We start from the raw sequence: 21,329 nt of genomic DNA, 5'->3' as shown, positions 1-21,329 counted from the left end.
GCGAGGCCGATCATGACGATCACAAAATTCAGCATCAACAAGTTCGAGTACCTGTGCTACCTCGGCGAGCACGAAAAGGCCGGCCGCGAGCTGGTGGCCCTGATGGAGCTCATCGACCGCCACTACGGGCTGCTGATGGACGTCGACGAGTGGCCGCAATCGGTTGAGGCGCTCGACATCATGGACGACCACCTGCTCACGCGGCTGGCGTCCGCCATCACGAGCCTCGTCGCCAATCCGTCGTTCCGCTTCTCGGACCATGGGGCCGCCGTGCTGCTCCAGTACCAGCGCTGGCTGGCGGCCCTGTTCGCGGCCAGCCCGTTCCGGAATGGCGACCACATCCTGCGTACGCTGGGCGCGGACGAGGAGGCGCGCACGGCGCTGCAACTGCGCACGTCGGAGCTGCAGAAGTTTCAGTTGTTCTATTTCCCGGAATCGGAAGTCGTGCTCGACTGGGACGTGATCTGGGGCGTCGACAAGGTGCTGGCGGCCGGCCTCGCGCTGGCGATCATGTCGTCGCGCTTCCTGGCCACCCCGTCGGCGCACGCCAAGCGCGAGCTGCTGCTGCGCTGGCTGCCGCCGCGGCTGGCCGAGGTGGACAGCGTCGATCAGTTGCCGATGGCCATCCTGCACGACGTCTACATGCACTGCAGCTACGCCGACCTGCCGGGCAAGCACGACATCAAGAAGCCGATCAACACGCTGATCCGGCGCAAGCTGGCGTCGCTGGGCGTGGCCGACGTGGCGCGCCCGGCGGCCCGGCCGGCGTCGGGCAAGCCGGTGATCCTGGTGGTGCTGGAGTGGTTCTCCGAGAACCATTCGATCTACCGCACCCATTCGCAGACCATGGTGGCCATGCGCGACAAGTTCCATCTGGTCGGCATGGGCTACGAGGATCGTGTGGACGACGCCGGCAAGGCCGTGTTCGACGAGTTCGTGCCGCTGGAGGGCGGCAGCGTCTGGGAAAACGCCGCGCACGTGCGCGCCACCAGCGAGAAGTACCAGGCCCAGGCGGCCTACATGCCAAGTGTCGGCATGTTCCCGATCACGATGCTGCTGGCCAGCCTGCGCGTCGCGCCGCTGCAACTGATGGCGCTGGGCCATCCGGCCACGACCCACGGCCATGCGATGGATTACGTGGTGGTCGAGGAAGACTACGTCGGCGACGAGGCGTGCTTCAGCGAGACGCTGCTCAAGCTGCCGCCGGACGGCATGCCGTACCGGGCCCCGGCGGCGATGCTGCGGCTGGACCTGGACGCGGCAAGGAAGCCGCGGCCGACCGAAGTCGTCAAGGTCGCCGTGGCGGCCACGACGATCAAGCTCAATCCCAAGTTCCTGGCGGCCTGCGCGGCGATTGCCCGGACGACCAAGGTGCCGGTGGAGTTCCACTTCCTGGTGGGGCAGGCCACGGGGCTGATGTTCCCGCAGGTCCGCAACGTGGTGCGCCGGATCATCGGCCCGTCGGCCATCGTGCACAAGCACCAGAGCTACGACGACTACATGGCGGTCATCGCGGACTGCGACATGTTCCTGAACCCGTTCCCGTTCGGCAACACCAACGGAATCGTCGATACGGTCTGGTCGGGCCTGGTGGGCGTGTGCCGCACCGGCGCCGAGGTCCACGAGCATATCGACGAGGGCATGTTCCGCCGGCTCGGCTTTCCGGACTGGACGATCACCACGTCCACCGAGCAGTACATCGCGGCGGCCGTGCGGATGATCGAGCGCGCCGAGGAGCGGCGGGTCATGCAGGGCAAGCTGGCGGGCCCGCAGGCCATCGAGCGGCTGATCTTCAAGGGCCGCCCGGAGATCCTTGGCCAGCGCATCCAGGCGCTGTGGGAAGACAAGCTCAGGACGGCCACGCCGGCCTGAGCGCTGGGCGCCAAGGGTATCGCTTACTTCGCCCCCGTCACCGGCTCCGGCATGGCCGACGAGTGATGGTGGGCGATCAGCCACTTGCCGTCCTTCCACTCATAGACATAGGTGTACCGGGCGTGGACGGTCTTGCCGTCGGCGTACCGGAACGTGTAGTTGCCGACGTCCTGGGCCACGTTGCAGCCGATGCGGATAAAGCGGTCGTCGATCGATCCCTGCGGCTTGTACTTCAGGAACTTGATGAAGTAGTCCTTGATGGCGGCCGGCGTGGTGCGGGCCTGGTTCGACACGGTCGGCAGCAGCACGCCGTCCGGCGCGTAGTTGGCCAGCACCTTGTCCGGGTCGCCGGTGCGCAGCGAGTCGTTCCAGCGGTCGAACAGGCTGGCGATCTGCTGCTGGGTGGCGGGCGCGCAGGCTTGCTGCGCGGCGGACTGCGCGGCGGCCGGCAGCGAGGTGAGAAGAACGCCTGCGGCAACGGCGGCGAGGGAAGCGGCACCAACGTATGTCATCGAATTTTTCCTGTGGTCAGTCTGGTCGTCACCCCTGTGCAGGGGTGGCGCCGGTGAATCGGCACGGGAAAATTCTGGGGGCCGAACGTTAACCGCAGGGCCCGGCTTCGATGAAGCGATGCTGACGATCAGATGAACGGCAGATGAACGAATCGTGCCGGGACCGGCGCAACTGGCTCAGGGTACATCGTCGATGCGGTAGCCAAGCCCGCGCACGGTCTTGAGCAGCGGCAGCGCGTGGCCGTCGTCGATCTTGCTGCGCAGCCGGCGCACGTAGACGTCGACGATATTGGTCAGCGGATCCTCGTTGGCGCCCCAGACGTTGGACAGGATGCGCTCGCGGCTGAACACCCGGCCCGGCGCGCTCATCAGCAGTTCCAGGAAGGCCAACTCCTTGGCCGTCAGCGGGATGGCCTGGCCGCCGCGCATGACCTGCATGCGGTCGCGGTCGAGCACCAGGTCCGCCACCTGTAGCTGCTGGGATATGGGCTGCTGCTCGCGGCCACGCCGCAGCAGGGCCTCGATGCGGGCCAGCAGTTCCTCGAACGCGAACGGCTTGGTCAGGTAGTCGTCGGCGCCCAGCCGCAGGCCGGCCACGCGGTCGCCCACGTCGCTCAGCGAGGTCAGGATCAGGATCGGCACGTGGTTGCGCTCGGCGCGCAGCGTCTGGCACAGCTCCAGGCCGTCGATGCCGGGCAGCATCAGGTCCAGCAGCAGCAGCGACGCGTCGCCGCGGCGCGCCATGTCCAGCCCCTCGGGCCCGGTGCGCGCGAGCTGGACGAGATAGCCCTCCGCGCGCAGCCCGCGCACCAGGAAATCGGCCACGCGGGCGTCGTCTTCAATGACCAGGATGTTCATGGTGTGGGATGGCTGTGGCGCCGGCGCCGGCGGCATCGGCGCGCGGCCCGGGCGGCAGCTCGATGCAGGCGCGGGTGCCATGCGGCGCGGCGGCGCTGACGGAAAGGTTGCCATGATGGGCCCGCACGATCGCCAGCGCAATCGACAGGCCAATGCCGGTGCCGTCCGCCCGATGCGCCCGCGCGCGCCGGCCGCGCATGAAGCGCTCGAACACCGACCCCAGTTCCTCGGGGTCGATGCCGATGCCCTGGTCCTCCACTTCGATCCGCACGCCGTCGCCGCTGGCCGCCGCGCGCAGGCATACCGTGCTGCCGCGCGGCGAATAGCGGATGGCGTTGTCCAGCAGGATCACGATGGCCTGCCGCAGCCGGTCGGCATCGGCCATGACGGTGAGGCCGTCGGCGCCCTCGGGCGCCTGGAGCTGGATCTTGACGTCGTGCTCGGCCCCCAGCGCATCGGCAAAATCGGCGGAATCCTGCAGGAGCTGCCACAGCGCCACGCTGCGCGGCTGCATGACCAACTGGTCAGCTTCCGCCCGCGCGATCAGCAACAGGTCGTTGATATGCCCGGTCAGTTGCTCGGCGGCGCCGACGATGTGCTGCAGCGCCTGCCGGTACTCGTGCGCGGGCTTCTCGCCGCCGCGCAGCGCAATCTCGGCCTCGCCGCGAATGGCCGTGGTCGGCGTGCGCAACTCGTGGCCCAGGTCGGCAAACAGTTGCCGGCGGCGCTGGTCGATGCGCTGGAGCGTCTCGTGCGCCGAACTCAACTCGGCCGTCCGGGCCTGCACCGCCTCTTCCAGCCGGCGGCGCGCCGCGTCGGCGTCGATCCGGTGCTGCTGCAACTCGGCGGCCATGGCGTTGAAGCCGGCCGCGACGTGCCCGAATTCGTCGCCGGAATGGATCGGCAGGCGGTAGTCGAGGGCCCCGCTACGCAGCGCGCCGACGCCTTCGAGCAACTGGTCCAGCGGCCGCTTGAGCCGCCGGCCCAGGTGCAGCGCCAGCACGACGGCCGCCAGCAGCGTCACGGCGGCCATCACGAACGCCTGGGTCCGCAGCCGGTCCAGCCCGCGCTCGGTGGCGGCCCGCGCCACCGGCACGGCGGCGCGCTGGCGTTCGATGGCGCCGTAAAGCAGTTCGCGCAGGTCACGGCCGCGCGCCTTGTCGAACACCTCGTTCAGCTCGTTCCAGACGCCCGCGAAGTCGGCGTCGCGCGGCAGGGGCTGCAGGGCCACGAGGCGGCCTTCCACGGCGCGGATGTTGTCGCCCAGCAGTTCGGACATGCCGGCCAGTTCGTTGACCTCGGGCGGCACGGGCACGCCATCGAGCGCCGAGATGGTGTTCCAGAGCACGATGTCCCGCTGGGCAAGCTGCTGCAGCCGGCCGGCGCTGCGCTTCATGCTGGCCAGCAGGCGGTCGCGGGCCTCGGGCGAGGCATCGGCGTTCATCAGCCGCTGCGACGCCCAGACGCGCAGCCGCTGCTTGTTGGCGGAAAGGTCCAGCAGTTCGGCCAGGATGTCGTTGGCCAGCCGGCTGTGCTGGGCGTAGTCGTTGACGCGGTTGGCGCCCCAATAAACGAACGCCGCCTGGATGCAGACGAGGGCGACGAGCAGGGCAAAGGCGAGCGTCAGGCGAAAACGGAACATGGCGAGGGTATCAGGGGCGCAGCGGTGGCGCGGCGCGCCACCGGGCTTGGCTTGGCGCGGCCAGCGGGCACCTTCCGGACGCCCGCTGGCCGCAGCCGGCGCTCATACTTCCTTCGTCAGCGCCTTGAAGTCAATCCACTGGTCGAACTGTTCGTTCGTGACGTGACCGGAGTCAATGGCGGCCTCGCGCAGCGACAGGTTCTTCTTGACCGCGAGCTTGGCGATCTCGGCGGCCTTGTCGTAGCCGATATGCGGATTCAGCGCCGTCACCGACATCAGCGAGCGCTCCAGCAGTTCCTGAATCCGCGCGCGGTCCGGCTCGACGCCTTCCACCATGTGCTCGGCAAAGCTGGCGGCGGCGTCGGCCAGCAGCGTGACGGACTGCAACAGGCTGTAGACGATCACCGGCTTGTACGCGTTGAGTTCCAGCGTGCCCAGGCTGTTGGCCAGCGTGACCGTGGTGTGATTGCCGATCACGCGGCAGCAGACCATCGCCAGCGCCTCGGCCTGCGTGGGGTTGACCTTGCCCGGCATGATCGACGAACCCGGCTCGTTGGCGGGCAACTGCAGCTCGGCAAAGCCGGCGCGCGGGCCCGAGCCCAGCAGCATGAAATCGCGCGCGATCTTCAGGAACGACGACGCCGTCGTGTTCAGCGCGCCGGACAGGTCCGCCAGCGCATCGTGCGCGGCCTGCAGCGCGTAGCGGTTGGCCGCCGGCTCGAACGGCAGGCCCGTGTAGCCGGCCAGCGCTCGGGCAAACGCCGCCGCGAACCCCGGCGGCGCGTTCAGGCCCGTGCCGACGGCGGTACCGCCCTGCGCCACGGGCATCGCACGCAGCATGGCCTGCTGCAGCCGCGACTGCGCGTCGGCCACTTGCGTCATGTAGCCGGAAAATTCCTGGCCCAGCGTCAGCGGCACGGCATCCTGCAGATGGGTGCGGCCGACCTTGACGATGTCGGCAAAGGCGTCGACCTTCCTGGCGAACGCCTGTTGCAGCGTCTCCAGCGACGGCAACAGTGTCTGCTGGATGGCACGCGTGGCCGCGATATGCATCGCCGTCGGGAAACTGTCGTTCGACGACTGGCTGGCGTTGACGTGGTCGTTCGGGTGAACCGGCTTCTTGCTGCCCAACTCGCCGCCCAGCATCTGGATGGCGCGGTTCGAGATCACCTCGTTGAGGTTCATGTTGGTCTGCGTGCCGGACCCGGTCTGCCACACCGACAGCGGGAACTCGCCCGGCCACTTGCCGGCGATGACTTCCTCGGCGGCCTTCTCGATGGCATCAGCCACGTCGGGCTTGAGCACGCCAAGCTCGCGGTTGGCGCGTGCGGCGCACAGCTTCAGGACCGCGAACGCCTCGATCAGCGCGGGCGGCATTTTCTCGGTGCCGATACGAAAATTCTGACGCGACCTTTCGGTCTGGGCACCCCAGAGATGATCGGCCGGGACGGCAACGTCTCCCAGGCTGTCTTTCTCGATGCGGGTGGCTGGGGACTTCTCGGACATGGACGGACTCCTTCAGGAAAGAGATCGCAGTTGAATCTGAGCAGACCTAGAGGATAGCCGCCCGGTGGCATATGCGCCGCAAAGCCCTGCCGCCGGCGCGTGCTTGGGCAGCGGCCGGCGGCGGTTGCCTGGAATCAATGCCTACGGAGCGATTGGCGGGGCCAGGCCGGTGCCGGCGTCCCGCGCGCGCCACGCATGGCGTGGCACGGTCATGCGGTCATCTTCAAGCACATTTCCATGCAGGCCGTGCACGCCTTGGCGCATTCCTGGCAGTGCCAGTGGTCGTGCCGCTCGCATTCTTCCTTGCACCACTTGCACACTTCAGCGCAATCTTCGCAGACCAGCGGGGCGAACTCGCTGTTGCGGAGCATGTAGGACGCGGCCAGGTTGGCGATGCCGGCGCAGTCCATGTCCAGCGCGATGCAGCGCGACATCTTGCGGGTGTCGGGTTCCTCCAGGCACGCCGCCGCGCACTTCAGGCAGGCCGCCGCCGCGGCGTTGCACGCGGCGATGCAGTCGGCGTAGCGGGCAAAGTTTTCCTGCACGTTGGGTCGTATCATCGGTGTCCTCCTTGGGGGGATAGGTGGTAGGCAACCGTTATCCACAATAGGCAACATCGGGCGGCCGTGCAGTCCGGCGTGGTCTACAATGGCCCCCTCCACTTCGCCTACATGGCCCGATGGCGGCGGGGCGAGGGCGGGGTTGCGCGCAGTTCGGCGCAGTACGCGGCAGTTGACAGATCCGGGCGGCATGAAAGGACAGCATCATGGGTGAGGCAAAACGACGGGGTACGCCTGAGGAACGGGCGCAGCAGGCGCGGGCACGGGTAGACGCGCTGCGGCCGGCGCAACTGGTCTGCGGATCGTGCAAGACCGCCTTCACGAACTTCGACGCCATTCCGGCGCCGGGCCTGCACGGCATCGACGCCGTGTTCGGCGGCGAGTGCCCCAACTGCGGCAACGACGTGGTCGTGTTCAAGGGCGAATCGAAGGCGGTGGCCGAGGCCATGCTGGCCTACCAGAGGATGATGGGCGAGAACGCCAAGCTCGGTTACCAGTCGGCCGACGGCCGGCACGTGCCGTTCGACGCCGACGCCCCGCAGGCATCAGACGCTTCCGACGAATCCACCAAGCACTGACAGGTCTGCAGCCGCGCCGCGCGCGGCGGCTTTCAGCGCCGAAAGTCGGCGCTCAGGCGTCCACTTCCAGCAATTCCGCCGGGCCGATCTCGTAGCGGCCGCGGCCGGCCGCCTTGGCGCGGTACAGCAGCACGTCGGCCTGGCGCATCAACGCTTCCTCGCTCATCGGCGTGCCGCGATACAGCGCCACGCCGATGCTGACATCCACGTCGGCCAGCACCCCATCGAAATAGAATCCGCGCGCCACCGCCTGCAGGATGGCCTCGGCCACGCGCTGCGCGGCGGCCGGGGTGGCGATGTCCGACAGGATCACGGCAAATTCGTCGCCACCGAGCCGCGCGACGTGGTCCTGCTTGCGCACGCAGCGCCGCAGCCGCAGCGCGAACGATTGCAGCAACTGGTCGCCCGTGGCGTGGCCGTGCATGTCGTTGACGGCCTTGAAGCGGTCCATGTCCAGATAGAGCAGCGCCATCAGTGCATCGTCGCTGCGGCTCAGCGCCATGGCGTCGCGCAGGTGGGTCTCGAACGCGGCGCGGTTGGGCAGCTGGGTCAGGTGATCGGTGCGGGACAGGTGCGACAGCCGCTGGGCTTCCAGCTTGCGCTGGGTGATGTCCTGCACGTGGATGTGCACGCCCACCACCTGCTTGCCGTCCTCGCTCCACTCGGGCCGGTAGCTCGTTTCCATCCAGTGCAGGTCGGGGTAGGCATATTCGGCCTCGAAGCTGACCACGCTGCCCGCCAGCGCCCGCTGCAGGTGGGGCCGGGCGCGCTGGTAGCGTTCCTCGCCCAGCAACTCGCGCATGGTCATGCCGCGGATGCGGTCCACCGGCAGGCCGAACGCGCGCTCGTAGGCGGCGTTGTTGAAGACGTAGCGCTCGTCGTTGTCGATGAAGGCCAGCAGCGACGGCAGCGTATCGGTCACGGCGCGCAGCCGGCGCTCGCTGCGCGCCAGTTGCTGGCCGCGCTGCCGCACGTCGCGCATCAGGCCGATAAAGGCCCGCGTGACGTCGCCGATCTCGTCGCGCTGGGGCCGCTGCGGCAGCCGCTCGAAGGCGTCGACGTCGTTCGCGCTCTCGCGCACCACCTGGTGCAGCCGCGACAGCGGCATCAGCAGCCGCCGCACGGCCAGCCAGATCAGCAGCGCCACCACGGCCAGCACGATGCCGGACAACGTCAGGAAGCGCGCCTGCATCTGCCGCAGCGGGGCATACGCCTCGCGCGCGGGCAGCACGGCCACCAGCTCCCAGCCCGTGGTGGCCATCAGGCGCCGCGCGATGACCGGCTGAGCCGGCGTCAGGAATTCCAGCCGGGCAGTGTGATTTTCGACGCCGCAGGTATCGTCGAACGGCCGCGCGGGCTGATGCAGCCGTGCCGCATCGGGATGCTGGATGTAGACCGGCGCCGCGCCGGCCGACACCAGGCAGTAGAAGCCCGTGATGCCCAGCCGGCTGCGCGCGATCTCGACCAGGAAATTGGAGTGGGCCAGGTTGAGCCAGCCGCCCACCAGCCCCATGAACTCCCCGGCCGGGGAAACCACCGGCACCGCCACCAGGGCACCCATCGCCCCGTTGGTGCGGGCGCGCAGCGGGGCGGCCACCACGACGTTGCGCGTGCGGGCTGCCTCATGGAAGTAGATGCGGTCGCTGACGTCGGCCGGCATGCCGTCCATCGTCAGCACCGTGCCGCGGGCGTCGGCGATGACCACGGCGTCGAACGCATCGGGGATCGAGATGGCGCGGTTGACCACGTCGAGCAGGCGCGGGCGCAGTTCGTCGTGCGGCGTGCCGGTTGCGGCGGCCAGCAGCGGCACGAGCTGGGGCGCCAGGTTCGTCAGCATCACGATGCGGTCTTCCATGGCCGTGTCCAGCAACTCGGTGGACAATTTGACGATGGAGTCCTGCTGGTTCTGCAGCACGTCCTCAAGGTCGCGGTGCGCGTGATAGAGCGAGCCGAGCACAATGCCGCCGCCAAGCACGGCGGCAAGCACCGTGGTGATCAGGGCGATTCGCGCCTTGAGCGATGGCAGTAATCGGGGCATGCGGTTCGGATGATTCCCGCGCGGCGGGCGGGGCGCCTCGGTAGTCGGCGGAGGCCGGGATTGCCCTGTGCCAGGGTCCGTCGAGCCAAAGTTACGGTATCACGACTCACCCGTTTGAGGCAGTCCGGGCATTCCGGGTTTGACAGCGCGGCCGCGCTGGCGCGTGTGGCCGGTGACGCCATGTTTCGGCGGCAGCGGCCACGCTTCGTGAAGTTTCGGTGTCAGCGTCATCTGTCCTGTCACATAGCGCGTTCAATCTGCACGTTTGCGACCCAAACAGCGTGCAACGCGGCGCGCGGGCGGGCCGCCGTACACCAATAATCCACGTCATGGGCGGCGCGGACATGCCTGGGCATGCCGCCCGCCACCATGCGGAGGGGTCACCATGATCAAGACAATGCTGGGTCGGCTGGCTGCCATCCGCGTGCGGCGGCGGGCGGCCGTGCCGCGGCCGGCCCGTGGCATCGAGCGGTTCGAAATGCAGCGCATGGCACCGGCGCAGCGCCGCCACCTCTGGCTGTCGTTCGTCTGCTGCGTCGCGTTGCTGGGATAGCCATCCGCCAAAAAGAAAACCCGGCTGGACGCACACGCGTGCAGCCGGGGTTTCAGGGGCGGGGGCGCCCGGTCTACCGCGTTCAGGTCTTGCTGGCGATGGTCAGCGGTTCGCCGACGCCGGTCGGGTTGTGCAGGCGCCGGTAAAGGTCGTCGATCCGCGAGCGGCTGCTGGCCAGCTCTTCGCGGCCTTGCTCGGTCAGCAGGTAGACCCGTCCGATCCCGTCGCGCAGCACGCTTTCCAGGTAACCCTCCATCTGCAGGGCGCGGAGCAAGGGCCGGACCGTGCCGATATCGACCTGGAATCCATACTCCATGAGCATTTCTGCAAGCATGGCCACGGTGGCGGGCACCTCCATGGCGAACTGCATGACGTAGACGCGGGCTAGCAAGCCGAGGAACTGTCGTTTCATGTGGCAGGCAACGCAAAACCGGGGCGGTAGGTTGACGCAGGAATGCAACGTGCGCGCAACGCCCCATCCCCCGATCGCTGCGCAGTCGCTACGATACGCCTTTCCGCCGACAAAAAAAAAGAAGCCGCCAGGAGTTGCCTGGCGGCTTGTCGGGAATGCGTCGGAGGGGTCAATTAACTCTGGCGCAGGGCAGATTTTAATGGAACTGAATACGCGATGTCACGCCCTGTGGTAAGGCCCCCTACCACGGGGGGGTAAACCTGTAAGGCATCCGAAAGCGTCACTGCGGCGTGCATGCAGCAAACGCCGCTTTTGCCCCGTTTTTGGGCGCCGATCCGGGACGTTGGGCGTTGCAGTCTGTCGTATTTGCCGGCCCGCATGTCCGATTCCAGCGCGCCATGGTGGCCGGTTTGCGGTGAAATGGCGCCCATCCAGTGCCATGGCAATCCTCGGATTGGGGCGTAAAGCGGCACAAGTGTTGCTTGGCTGCAACGGTCTGCGCTCCCAAACTCTAATTCTTGCTCCGATCGAACTGATGAAACCCGCTGACCTGCTTCGCCTGCTGCTGCTTTCCGCCATCTGGGGCGCAAGCTTTCTGTTCATCCGCCTTGCCGCGCCAGTGCTGGGTCCGTTCCCGACGGCGTTCTTCCGCGTGCTGATCGGCGCCGTGACCCTCGTGGCCTGCCTGCCCCTGCTGGGCGTGAAATGGGACATGAAAGGCAAGTGGCCCGCCGTGGTGGGGCTCGGCATCATCAATTCGGGCATTCCATTCGTGATGTACTCGGTGGCGGCGCTCTGGCTGCCGGCCGGCTATTCGGCCATCTTCAACGCGATGACGCCGCTGATGGGCGTGGTGATCGGCACGCTGTTCTTTGCCGAGAAGCTGACGCGGGCCAAGGCGGCCGGCGTGATGATGGGGCTGGCAGGCGTGGCCGTGCTGACGCGCACCGGGCCGGTCGTGTTTTCGCACGATGTGCTGCTTGGGGCGCTTGCGTGCCTGATGGCGACGTCGTGCTATGGGCTGGCGGGCTTCTTGACCCGGCGCTGGATTACCGCCCAGGGCGGGCTGGACAGCCGGCTCGTGGCGGGCGGCAGCCTGGTCGGCGCCGCGCTGTTCCTGCTGCCGTTCAGCGCGGTGGCGCTGATCCGCGACAACACGCTGCCGGCCACCGGCGTTGGCGTCTGGGCGGCGATGCTGGGCCTGGGCATGTTCTGCACCGCCATCGCCTACGTGCTCTATTTCCGGCTGATTGCCGACCTGGGACCGGTGCGCTCGCTGACCGTGACCTTCCTGATTCCGCCGTTCGGCATCGTCTGGGGCTGGATGTTCCTGGGCGAGGCGCTGTCCTGGGCGCATGCGGGCGGCATGCTGCTGATCGGATTGGCGGTGTGGCTGGTGCTGCGGCCGGCCGCGCCGGCGGCGACGCCGGCCGTGGCGCGGCCGTGACGGCGGTGGCTTAGCGGCGATAGTTGCCGTGGTCGTAGCCATGACCGTGGTCGTGGCGGTGCCAGGCGTGGTATTCGCGGCGATCGTACCAGCGGCGGCCATCCCAGTAGCGGTCGCCGTGCCAGCCGATGATGACGGCGGGCGGCGGCGCCACCACCACCGGCGGCGCCGGGCGATAGACCACGGGCGGCGGCGGAGGCGGGGCTACGTACACGGGTTGCGGCGGGGCATAGACCGGCGCCGGGGCGACGACCACGGGGGCCGGCGCGATCGGCACGCCGAGATTCACGTCGACATCGACGCGCGCCATGGCGGCGGTGGAAGCAGCCAGCGCGGCGGCGCCGGCAACGAACAGCGAGAGGTAGAGGGGGCGCTTGCTCATGGAAATCACCAGTGGGTGAGATGCGATGGCTCCACTCTACCCATCTGGCGTATTACCGTTTGCGCACCTTTGTAACGGCACCTGACCTTTCTGTAAGAAACGTCCGCGCTACTTGCCAGGCTAGGGGGCGGTGGCGCTTTCGGCACCCGCCGACTGGCAGGCCGGGCACAGGCCGTACAGCACCAGCATGTGCTCGCGCAGGACAAAGTCGTTCTGGGCGGCCACCTGTTTCTGGCGCTGCTCGATGCCTTCGTCGCGGAATTCCTCGACCACGCCGCAGCTCACGCAGATCAGGTGGTCATGGTGGCCGCCCTCGTTCAGCTCGAATACCGCGTGGTCCGACTCGAAGCTGTGGCGCAGCAGGATGTTGGCCTGCACGAGCTGGTTCAGCACGCGGTAGACAGTGGACAAGCCCGCGTCAATATCGAGGTCGAGCAGGATCCGGTAGACGTCTTCCGCGCTGAGGTGCCGACGCTCGCTGCTGCGAAACGCTTCCAGCACGTGCATGCGCGGCGACGTGGCCTTCAGGCCCGCGCGCTTCAGGGGAACGGCATCGGAGTTCACGGTGGACATAGTCATGCGGCGGCTCGCGCCCGGTTGGGGGCGCCTGGTTAGTACTCCAGTCGGTGGAACCCCGACGGGGCGGAAGCCGGCGCGTGGGGCCGGCCGCCACCGCCGGAGGCGTGGCGGGAGCAGGCGGAGAAGCGCCGGGCCGCATCCGCATGATGTGCGGGAGCGTCCCGGGCGGCGCGCTGTGCCTGCGTGGCGCGCGGAATAAAAAGGTGGCCTGGCTTGCTGCAGGATGACGCGATCGGGAAAACGGGGTCTGGATGTTTTCCCGATCTTCCTGCAGCTGGCTACTACCAAACGCTCCGTGTCTCGGAGCGGTCCCCACAAAAGACGGTATCGGGCGCCGTATCGGCGGGTGCGGACACGCCGCACGCTGAACCACGCCCTGCAATCTGTGCCTGCCCGGTGTCGGCGGTGCCGTGCGTCGGACAGTGATGGGAATAGTAAATGGGAATCGATCTCATTTCAAGGAATATTTTTGCCGTGGGGATTCGACCCTGCGGCGGGAGTGGTCATGGACACGACAACGCAACCGGGCTTGCCCCTGCGCCAGCGCATCGACGCGCTGGACTGGCCCGCCATCGCACACCAGCTCGACGCCTTCGGCTGTGCCGCCATCCCGGCGCTGGTGCCGCACGGGGTCTGCGACCGGCTCGTCGATCTCTATCGCGATGACACCCGCTTCCGGGCCCGCATCGACATGCGCCGGCACGGCTTCGGGCAGGGCGAGTACAAGTACTTCGCCTATCCGCTGCCTGACGTGGTGGAGACCCTGCGGACCGGCCTCTTTCCCCAACTGGTGCCGATCGCCAACCGCTGGAACGCGGCGATGGGGATCGACGCCCGCTATCCCGCCGCGCACGCCGATTTCCTGGCCCGCTGCCACCGTGCGGGCCAGCCGCGCCCCACGCCGCTGCTGCTGCAGTACACGGCCGGCGACTACAACTGCCTGCATCAGGACCTCTACGGCGAGCATGTCTTTCCGCTGCAGGTGGCGGTGCTGCTGTCCGCACCCGGCCAGGACTTCACGGGCGGCGAGTTCGTGATGACCGAGCAGCGGCCGCGCATGCAGTCGCGCGCCGAGGTGGTGTCGCTGCGCAAAGGCGACGCCGTGGTCTTCGCGGTCAGCCAGCGGCCCGTGCAGGGCACGCGCGGCGTCTATCGCGTGAACCTGCGGCATGGCGTGAGCCGGCTGCACACGGGCCACCGGCACACGCTCGGCATCATCTTCCACGACGCGGCGTGAGCCGTATCGCCGATTTACATCACAGGATGATGTAAATCTTGCCGCCCCGGGCGAGCCGGGAAATCGCTCGGGGATTTCCCGTAGCTTCGCCCAATTACATCACGACATGATGTATTGTCCGTCCCTCCTGCACCGGCACATCGCGCAAGACGACCGACGGTGCGCAGACGAAACGGGGAAAGACAGATGCAAATACGGAGACAGACGGACCTGCTGTCCGGACTGATGTTCATCGCGGTGGGGCTTGGATTCTCGTTCATCGCCCGCGGCTACACGATGGGAACGGCGGCGCGCATGGGGCCGGGCTACTTCCCGTTCTGGCTCGGCATCGTGCTGGCGTTGCTGGGCGCGGTGGTGGCCATCGGCTCCACGTCGGGCAAGGCCGAGGCGGACCGCATGGCGCGCTGGGACATCAAGACGCTGCTCTGGATCCTGGGGTCGGTGGTGCTGTTCGGGCTCGTGCTGAAGCCGCTGGGCATGGTGCTGTCGGTGCTCGTGCTGGTGCTGACGTCGTCGATGGCAAGCCATGAATTCACGTGGAAGGGCGCCTGCCTGAACGCCGTGGTGCTGGTGCTGATCAGCACGTTCGCGTTCGTCTACGGCATCAACCTGCAGATGCCGGTGTGGCCGGCATTCCTGACCAACTGAGGAGGGCGCGGACATGGAACTGCTGAGCCATCTCGCGCTGGGATTCTCCACGGCGCTTTCGCTGCAAAACATCGCCTACGCCTTCCTGGGCTGCGTGCTGGGCACGCTGATCGGCGTGCTGCCGGGGCTGGGGCCGCTGGCGACCATCGCCATGCTGCTGCCGGTCACGTACTCGCTGCCGCCGGTGGCCGCGCTGATCATGCTGGCCGGCATCTACTACGGCGCGCAGTACGGCGGATCGACCACGGCCATCCTCGTGAACCTGCCCGGCGAGTCGTCGTCGGTCTGCACCACGCTGGACGGCTACCAGATGGCCCGCCGCGGCCGCGCCGGCGTGGCGCTGGCAACGGCCGGGCTGGGGTCGTTCTTCGCCGGCAGCGTCGCGACGCTGATCCTGGCCGCGTTTGCCACGCCGCTGTCGGAGCTGGCGTTCAAGTTCGGGCCGGCCGAATACTTCTCGCTGATGGTGCTGGGCCTGATCGGCGCCGTGGTACTGGCGTCGGGCTCGCTGGTCAAGGCCGTGGGCATGATCGTGCTGGGCCTGCTGCTCGGGCTGGTGGGCACCGACGTCAACTCGGGTGCCGCGCGCTTCTCGTTCGATGTTCCCGAGCTGACCGACGGCATCAGCATTACGGCGCTGGCGATGGGCCTGTTCGGGTTTGCCGAGATCATCGCCAACCTGGAGCAGAAGGAAACGCGCGAGACGTTCACCGACAAGGTCTCCGGCCTGTTCCCGAACCGCGAGGATTTCCGCCGCATGATCCCGGCCGTACTGCGTGGCACGGCGCTGGGGTCGGCGCTGGGCATCCTGCCGGGCGGCGGGGCGTCGCTGGCGTCGTTTGCGGCCTATTCGCTGGAAAAGAAGACGTCAAAGTTCTCGCACGAGTTCGGCAAGGGCGCCATCGAGGGCGTGGCCGGGCCGGAGTCGGCCAACAACGCCGCCGCGCAGACGTCCTTTATCCCGCTGCTGACGCTGGGCATCCCGCCCAATGCGGTCATGGCGCTGATGGTGGGCGCCATGACGATCCACAACATCCAGCCCGGCCCGCAGGTGATGACCAGCAACCCGTCGCTGTTCTGGGGGCTGATCGCGTCGATGTGGATCGGCAACTTCATGCTGGTGGTGCTGAACCTGCCGCTGATCGGCATCTGGGTGAAGCTGCTGACCGTGCCGTACCGCTTCCTCTATCCGGCCATCCTCACGTTCTGCAGCATCGGCGTGTACTCGGTCAACAACACGGTGTTCGACGTGTTCGTGGCCGCCGCCTGCGGCCTGGTGGGCTACCTGTTCCTCAAGCTGCGCTGCGAGCCGGCGCCGCTGCTGCTGGGCTTTGTGCTGGGGCCGATGATGGAGGAAAACTTCCGCCGCACGCTGCTGCTGTCGCGGGGCGACTTCAGCGTGTTCGTGTCGCGGCCGTTGTCGCTGGGCCTGCTGGTGGCGGCCGCGGCGCTGGTGGCCGTGGTGGCGCTGCCGTCGATCAAGGCCAAGCGCGAGGAAGCATTCCAGGAGGAATAATGTGAGCGACCCCACATTCTTATCGGTCACATAATCGGTAAATTACGGCGCTGTCATTATCCATATAATGACAGCGCCGTCATGTTAGGGTGTAGGCCGTTCCGGAAACCGGGCATTTAAAACGGGTCACTACAACCATAAGAACGAGGCCAGCAGCCAGATCCGGCTGTTACCGCACGAATATCCACCCATTATCGGACGTAGCCGTAATCCCGTTGTCCGATGCCCTTCCAGACGTATGGCCAAGTGTGCCGGCGTGCCCGCTGTGAAAATATGGGAAACACATTCCATAAACCGAGGGGCATGCAAATGAAAGCGAAACTGGCTTCGTTATCGATGGCCGTGCTGTTGACGCTGGCCGGGTGCGGCGGCGGCGGAGACGGCGATTCGACGCAACAGGCGAACAACGGCGGCGGCACGCCGGCCCAGCCGGCCCAGCCCGCGCCCGCCACCCCCACGCCCGAGAAGCCGGCGACCGTCCTGGAGACCAACCAGGCGCTGCTCAAGGCCGCGTCCGCGCAGGGCGCCATGCCGACCAACATGGCCTCGCCGCCCATCGTCACGCCAGGCACGCCCAACATGCCGACGACGATCGCCAATGGCGTGCTGATCGCGCCCGGCGACCCGGCGCTGCGCTTCAGCGGCACCATGGTGCAGAACGGCACCGTCCACCCCGACCAGCTTCTGATGAAGAACATCGCCGTCAACTACGGCGGGCTGGGCCGTGGCTCCAACGTGCTCTACATCGATTTCGTGACCGATGCGCCGGTCTTCGAGATCCTGGTCAAGGGCAACGTGGAGATCTCGCGCCACCGCATCCTCGTGGACGGCGCCTACGTGTCCGGCACGCCGGTCGGCTATCCCGACGACGGCAACCTGTACCTGACGCGCGTGGACTTCCAGGGCGCCCGCAAGACGCGCCACATCCGCATCGAATCGAACGACATGCGCTTCGGTGGCCTGTACGTCGCGCCGGGCGACAAGGTCACCGCCGCGCCGACGCTGGGCAACGTGCGCGCCATCGCGCTGGGCGACTCGGTCACCGAGGGCATGTCCGGCCAGGGCGACAGCTTCGACAACTACGCCAGCCGCCTGGGCTACATCATGGGCTGGAAGGACATGTACGTGTCCGGCGTGGGCTCCACGGGCTATCTGGCCGCGCCGTCCAGCAAGCTCAAGTTCCGCGACCGCATGGAGACCGACGTCTACCCGTTCAACCCGCACGTGATCCTGATTGCCGGCGGCATCAACGACGCCCCGTTCACGCAGCAGGCGCTGCAGGCCGAGGCCGCGACGCTGTTCGACGAGATCGCCACCCGCCTGCCCAACACCACGGTGTTCGTGCTCGGGCCGTGGTCGCCCGGCTCCACCCACGTGGAGCAGCGTGACGCGATCCGGGCCGCCGTGGGCCAGCGCGCCAACTTCCACTTCATCGACAACATCGCCGAGCAGTGGCAGACCGGCACCGGCAACGTGGCCAACCCCAAGGGCGACGGCAACGGCGACATCTACGTCTCGGCCGATGGCACCCACCCGACGCTGGCCGGCCACATCTACCTGGCCGACAAGGTGGCCGCCGCCATGCGCGCGGTGATCGGCAAGTTCTGACCTGGGGGGCGCGCCGTCCGCAGGGGCGGCGCGCGCGGGGCGGGCCAGCCGGATCAGAGCAGGTCGATGGCGGCCAGTACCGAGCAGGCCAGCGCGAAGACCAGCCCGCCCAGGCCCATCCGCTGCTGGATGATGCCGAATTTCTCGCGCCGCTTGGCCGCCGGGTACGACGCGCTGATGCCGCTTTCCTCGATCAGCGACAGCGCGAACGGCACGTGGCGGAACGCCTTGGCCTTGAAGCGCGTGTAGTACTGCAGCACGAAGTCGAGGTCGCTGTAGATGCGCCATTTCTCGTCGTAGCGCAGGTCGCAGACGCGGAACGCCATGGCCTGGTGGCAGGCGTGGATGATGCCGGCGCGCAGCCGGTAGAGCGGGGCGGCCGGCTCCAGCCCGCGCGGGCTGATGTTGTCGCCGTAGATCAGCCACGCGCCACGGTGCTCGTGGGCGGCCTGGACGACGATGGAGAGCGCGTCGGGCCGGGCGAAGCAGTCGCCCGAGTTCATGAACAGCACCCATTCGCCGGTGGCGCGGGCCAGGCCCTTGTTCATCGCGGCGTAGACGCCGTTGTCGGGCTCGCTGACGAACACGTCGATCTCGGCGGCCCGGGCGCGCGCCAGTTCCACGGAGCCGTCGGTGGAGCCGCCGTCGATGACCAGGTACTGCACGTCGAACGTGTCGGCCTGCTGCTGGGCCACGCTGTCCATGGTGCGCGCCAGCCCGTCGCGGTTGTTGTAGTTGACGGTGACTACGGAAATCTGGGTCATGACGAATTCCTGCCTGCGTAAGCGATAGCCAATATGGCGGCCGTCCGCGCCGATGACCCCGGCCGTCCCCTTCTTTTTGCATCGCGCAAGTTCGACGGCATGGCGCCAGCGTTCCACGTAAACGCTGGCGCCGATGTGGGACGCCGCACACAGCGTGCGCGGCGTGCGGCAGGAGGCTGACAGGAAGGATGCGGAAGGCGTGCGGAAAGAACGGACGCCGGCAGGTCAGGCCCGGATCAGCCCGGATCAGCCCGGATCAGGCCGAAACAGTGACCCGGGCGTCACCCGCGGTCATGATGCCGATCTGGGCCGCATGGCCGAAGCCTGCCTGGCGGAAGCAGCGCAGGACCGCGTCGGCGGCGGACGGGGCGCAGGTCACCAGCAGCCCGCCGCTGGTCTGCGGATCGGTCAGCAGCGCCTGCTGGACGTCGGACACGCCCGCGCCCAGCACCACGTCGTGCCCGTAGCTGGCCCAGTTGCGGCGCGACGCCCCGGTCACCGCGCCATGTTCGGCCAGCGCGGCCACGCCCGGCAGCAGCGGCACGCGCGCCATGTCCACCGTGGCGCCCAGCCCGCTGCCCCGGCACACCTCCAGCAGGTGGCCCAGCAGGCCAAAGCCGGTGACGTCGGTGATCGCGTGCACGCCGTCCAGCTCGCCCAGCGTGCGGCCGGGCGTGTTGAGCTGCGTGGTGCTGGCAATCATCTGGCGGTAGCCGTAGTCGTCGAGCAGGTCTTTCTTGATTGCCGCCGAGTAGACCCCCACGCCGAGCGGCTTGCCCAGGATCACCACGTCGCCGGCCTGCGCGTCGCGGTTGCGGCGGATGCGGTCCGGGTGGACCAGCCCCATCACCACCAGCCCGTAGATCGGCTCCACCGAGTCGATCGAGTGCCCGCCGGCAATCGGAATGCCGGCCTCGGCGCAGACCGCCTGGCCGCCGGCCAGGATCTTGCCGATGGTCTCGGGCGACAGCTTGTCCACCGGCATGCCGACCAGCGCCAGCGCCATGATCGGCGTGCCGCCCATCGCGTAGACATCGGAAATGGCATTGGTGGCGGCGATGCGCCCGAAGTCGTAGGGGTCGTCCACCACAGGCATGAAGAAGTCCGTGGTGGCAATCAGCGCCTGCGTGTCGTTGAGGCGGTAGACCGCCGCGTCGTCGCTGGTCTCGATGCCCACCAGCAGCGCGGGCGGCGCCGGAAACTGGCCGGTATTGCGCAGGATGTCGCTCAGCACACCCGGCGCGATCTTGCACCCGCAGCCGCCACCGTGCGCCAGCGACGTCAGCCTGACCTCTTTGTCCCCCGGCTTCGCATCCGCCATCACGCCACCCTGCGCGACGTGATGCGGTAGCCGAACGCGGCCGGGGCCAGGCTGTCCAGCGTGCCCGCCACCGTGCGGCCCTGCGGATACATCAGGAACGGTACCGGCGCCGCGCTGCTGCCCGGCAGCCGCACGTCGTGGCCATGGTTGTAGGCCACCCAGTTGCCTTCCCACGCGCCGAACAGCATCGCGCGCGCGGCGCGTACCTTGCCGTCGGTCATCGGCAGGCCGCCCGGCGTTTCCTCCAGCGCCACCTTGCGCACGTCGCCGGGGTCGGCCGGGATCCAGCCATAGCCGGCGGCGTAGAACTCGGCGCGGCAGTGCTGGGCCTTGGAGATGTCGCCCGACTTGCCGAGCGCCCGGAAGCCTAGCTGCGAATCGTCGACGCGCACGCCATAGGCGTCGCGCGCCGGCACGCCGGCCGCCCGGGCCAGCGCGACAAACAGGCCGTTGATGTCGGCACACTTGCCGTTCATCACGCCGCCGGTCTTGAGCATCGTCACCACGTCGCCGGTGCCGCAGCCGCGCACGCTGGCGTCGCGGCAGGTATGGTCCACCACCCACTGGTAGATGGCCTGCGCCTTGGTCATGTCGTCGGTCATGCCGGCCGTGATGGCCAGCGCGGTCTGGCGCACGATGCCGTCGGTCGGCATCAGCGCCGTGGGCCGCAGGTATTCGCGCAGCGCCGCCGGCGATTCCGCGCCGGCGCCGCGGGCCGGTGCGGCGCCCAGATCGACGTCGCGGTCGCGCAGCGCCACGGTGTTGGTCAGCCGGCCCGTCAGCGGCGCGCCATGCGTGGCGTTGGGCCAGTCGATGACCAGCATGTCGACGCCATAGCGCCCCGTGCGCACGGGGCGGACTCGCCCGCCGGGCGCCAGCCATTCGTTCGATACGGTGCGCTGGTAGTCGCCAAGCTGGCCGGCCGTCATCGGCACCCACACGGTGGCGGGCGCGGAGGCGGCGGGTAGCTGGATGTCGGTGGTCAGTTCGTAGACCCGCCAGCCCGCCGTGGCCGGAAAGGCGTCCGGCGTGGCTGTGGCAGCGGGGGTGGAGGTGGCGGCGAAGGCCGGGGCGATGCCCGTGGCGCCGAGGGTGGCCGGAATGGCGGCGCCAAGCCGCAGGAACGCGCGTCTGTCCATGGTGATCCCCTGGATGAGAAGTTCGAGACTCGAAACATGCCCAACCGCTGCCCTAGGATGGTAGGCGACGCCAGGGCGACAGGAAAGCGGAAACTGCCCCGGCTGGAACGAAAGTTGCGCGTCAGTCTGCGGTCGGGGCCGCATGGGGCGGCCGATC

The 21,329-nt window shown here is 68.1% G+C and carries 20 protein-coding genes; 8 read left to right on the top strand and 12 right to left on the bottom strand.

The annotated features are described in order from the left end of the window. Positions 1–12: 12 nt before the first annotated feature. A complete protein-coding gene (locus EHF44_RS21605) occupies positions 13–1,872 on the top strand; it encodes a peptide transporter (RefSeq protein ID WP_124685756.1) in 1,860 nt (619 codons plus the stop codon). A 23-nt stretch (positions 1,873–1,895) separates the two neighbouring features. Here EHF44_RS21605 and EHF44_RS21600 read toward each other — a convergent pair whose 3' ends face one another. From EHF44_RS21600 to EHF44_RS21580, 5 genes are all read right to left on the bottom strand, one after another. Next, positions 1,896–2,384 (bottom strand): SgcJ/EcaC family oxidoreductase, encoded by a 489-nt coding sequence (locus EHF44_RS21600; RefSeq protein WP_124685755.1) that lies wholly within the window; start codon positions 2,382–2,384, stop codon positions 1,896–1,898. A gap of 177 nt (positions 2,385–2,561) precedes the next feature. Continuing rightward, positions 2,562–3,242 (bottom strand): response regulator transcription factor, encoded by a 681-nt coding sequence (locus tag EHF44_RS21595; protein WP_124685754.1) that lies wholly within the window; start codon positions 3,240–3,242, stop codon positions 2,562–2,564. After that, positions 3,223–4,884, bottom strand: a complete 1,662-nt coding sequence (locus EHF44_RS21590; protein WP_124685753.1) for a sensor histidine kinase — start codon at positions 4,882–4,884, stop codon at positions 3,223–3,225. The genes EHF44_RS21595 and EHF44_RS21590 overlap by 20 nt, the downstream gene beginning before the upstream one ends. Before the next feature lie 102 nt (positions 4,885–4,986). Then, positions 4,987–6,390, bottom strand: a complete 1,404-nt coding sequence (gene fumC, locus EHF44_RS21585; RefSeq protein ID WP_124685752.1) for a class II fumarate hydratase — start codon at positions 6,388–6,390, stop codon at positions 4,987–4,989. A gap of 209 nt (positions 6,391–6,599) precedes the next feature. After that, positions 6,600–6,950 (bottom strand): four-helix bundle copper-binding protein, encoded by a 351-nt coding sequence (locus EHF44_RS21580; RefSeq protein WP_124685751.1) that lies wholly within the window; start codon positions 6,948–6,950, stop codon positions 6,600–6,602. A 206-nt stretch (positions 6,951–7,156) separates the two neighbouring features. Here EHF44_RS21580 and EHF44_RS21575 point away from each other — a divergent pair, with 206 nt between their 5' ends. Beyond that, a complete protein-coding gene (locus tag EHF44_RS21575) occupies positions 7,157–7,528 on the top strand; it encodes a hypothetical protein (RefSeq protein ID WP_124685750.1) in 372 nt (123 codons plus the stop codon). A gap of 52 nt (positions 7,529–7,580) precedes the next feature. Here the strand turns inward: EHF44_RS21575 and EHF44_RS21570 are convergent, their stop codons facing one another. After that, positions 7,581–9,566, bottom strand: a complete 1,986-nt coding sequence (locus EHF44_RS21570; RefSeq protein WP_124685749.1) for a sensor domain-containing diguanylate cyclase — start codon at positions 9,564–9,566, stop codon at positions 7,581–7,583. A 385-nt stretch (positions 9,567–9,951) separates the two neighbouring features. On the opposite strand from EHF44_RS21570, the gene EHF44_RS28440 reads away from it, so the two are divergent. Continuing rightward, positions 9,952–10,119 (top strand): hypothetical protein, encoded by a 168-nt coding sequence (locus EHF44_RS28440; RefSeq protein WP_172966151.1) that lies wholly within the window; start codon positions 9,952–9,954, stop codon positions 10,117–10,119. Positions 10,120–10,201: 82 nt separating this feature from the next. Here EHF44_RS28440 and EHF44_RS21565 read toward each other — a convergent pair whose 3' ends face one another. Next, entirely contained in the window at positions 10,202–10,531 is a 330-nt protein-coding gene (locus EHF44_RS21565) for a PadR family transcriptional regulator (RefSeq protein WP_124685748.1), read from the bottom strand. 535 nt (positions 10,532–11,066) lie between these two features. Between EHF44_RS21565 and EHF44_RS21560 the strand changes: the two genes are divergently transcribed. After that, a complete protein-coding gene (locus EHF44_RS21560; RefSeq protein ID WP_124685747.1) occupies positions 11,067–11,978 on the top strand; it encodes a DMT family transporter in 912 nt (303 codons plus the stop codon). A gap of 10 nt (positions 11,979–11,988) precedes the next feature. Here EHF44_RS21560 and EHF44_RS21555 read toward each other — a convergent pair whose 3' ends face one another. Then, positions 11,989–12,360, bottom strand: a complete 372-nt coding sequence (locus tag EHF44_RS21555) for a hypothetical protein (protein ID WP_124685746.1) — start codon at positions 12,358–12,360, stop codon at positions 11,989–11,991. Between the two features lie 120 nt (positions 12,361–12,480). Next, a complete protein-coding gene (fur, locus tag EHF44_RS21550) occupies positions 12,481–12,939 on the bottom strand; it encodes a ferric iron uptake transcriptional regulator (RefSeq protein WP_124685745.1) in 459 nt (152 codons plus the stop codon). A 505-nt stretch (positions 12,940–13,444) separates the two neighbouring features. Between fur and EHF44_RS21545 the strand changes: the two genes are divergently transcribed. The 4 genes from EHF44_RS21545 to EHF44_RS21530 all read left to right on the top strand — a co-directional run bounded on the left by EHF44_RS21545 (position 13,445) and on the right by EHF44_RS21530 (position 17,948). After that, positions 13,445–14,176, top strand: coding sequence for a 2OG-Fe(II) oxygenase (locus EHF44_RS21545; protein WP_124685744.1), 732 nt, complete (start codon positions 13,445–13,447; stop codon positions 14,174–14,176). Positions 14,177–14,362: 186 nt separating this feature from the next. After that, a complete protein-coding gene (locus EHF44_RS21540; protein ID WP_124685743.1) occupies positions 14,363–14,824 on the top strand; it encodes a tripartite tricarboxylate transporter TctB family protein in 462 nt (153 codons plus the stop codon). Between the two features lie 13 nt (positions 14,825–14,837). Then, positions 14,838–16,340 carry a tripartite tricarboxylate transporter permease gene (locus tag EHF44_RS21535; protein WP_124685742.1) on the top strand — a complete coding sequence of 501 codons (1,503 nt, stop codon included), beginning with the start codon at positions 14,838–14,840 and terminating at the stop codon, positions 16,338–16,340. Between the two features lie 309 nt (positions 16,341–16,649). Beyond that, positions 16,650–17,948 (top strand): SGNH/GDSL hydrolase family protein, encoded by a 1,299-nt coding sequence (locus tag EHF44_RS21530; RefSeq protein WP_124685741.1) that lies wholly within the window; start codon positions 16,650–16,652, stop codon positions 17,946–17,948. Positions 17,949–18,001: 53 nt separating this feature from the next. On the opposite strand, the gene EHF44_RS21525 is transcribed toward EHF44_RS21530, so the two are convergent. The 3 genes from EHF44_RS21525 to EHF44_RS21515 all read right to left on the bottom strand — a co-directional run bounded on the left by EHF44_RS21525 (position 18,002) and on the right by EHF44_RS21515 (position 21,172). Next, positions 18,002–18,712, bottom strand: a complete 711-nt coding sequence (locus EHF44_RS21525; protein ID WP_124685740.1) for a glycosyltransferase family 2 protein — start codon at positions 18,710–18,712, stop codon at positions 18,002–18,004. A gap of 256 nt (positions 18,713–18,968) precedes the next feature. Beyond that, positions 18,969–20,033, bottom strand: a complete 1,065-nt coding sequence (selD, locus tag EHF44_RS21520) for a selenide, water dikinase SelD (RefSeq protein WP_124685739.1) — start codon at positions 20,031–20,033, stop codon at positions 18,969–18,971. Next, a complete protein-coding gene (locus EHF44_RS21515; protein ID WP_124685738.1) occupies positions 20,033–21,172 on the bottom strand; it encodes a transglutaminase-like domain-containing protein in 1,140 nt (379 codons plus the stop codon). The genes selD and EHF44_RS21515 overlap by 1 nt, the downstream gene beginning before the upstream one ends. Between the last annotated feature and the right edge of the window lie 157 nt (positions 21,173–21,329).

This window comes from Cupriavidus pauculus (assembly GCF_003854935.1).
Lineage (GTDB): Bacteria > Pseudomonadota > Gammaproteobacteria > Burkholderiales > Burkholderiaceae > Cupriavidus > Cupriavidus pauculus_C.
Note: the sequence above shows the minus strand (reverse complement) of the source record. Positions and strands in the feature narration are given on the sequence as shown.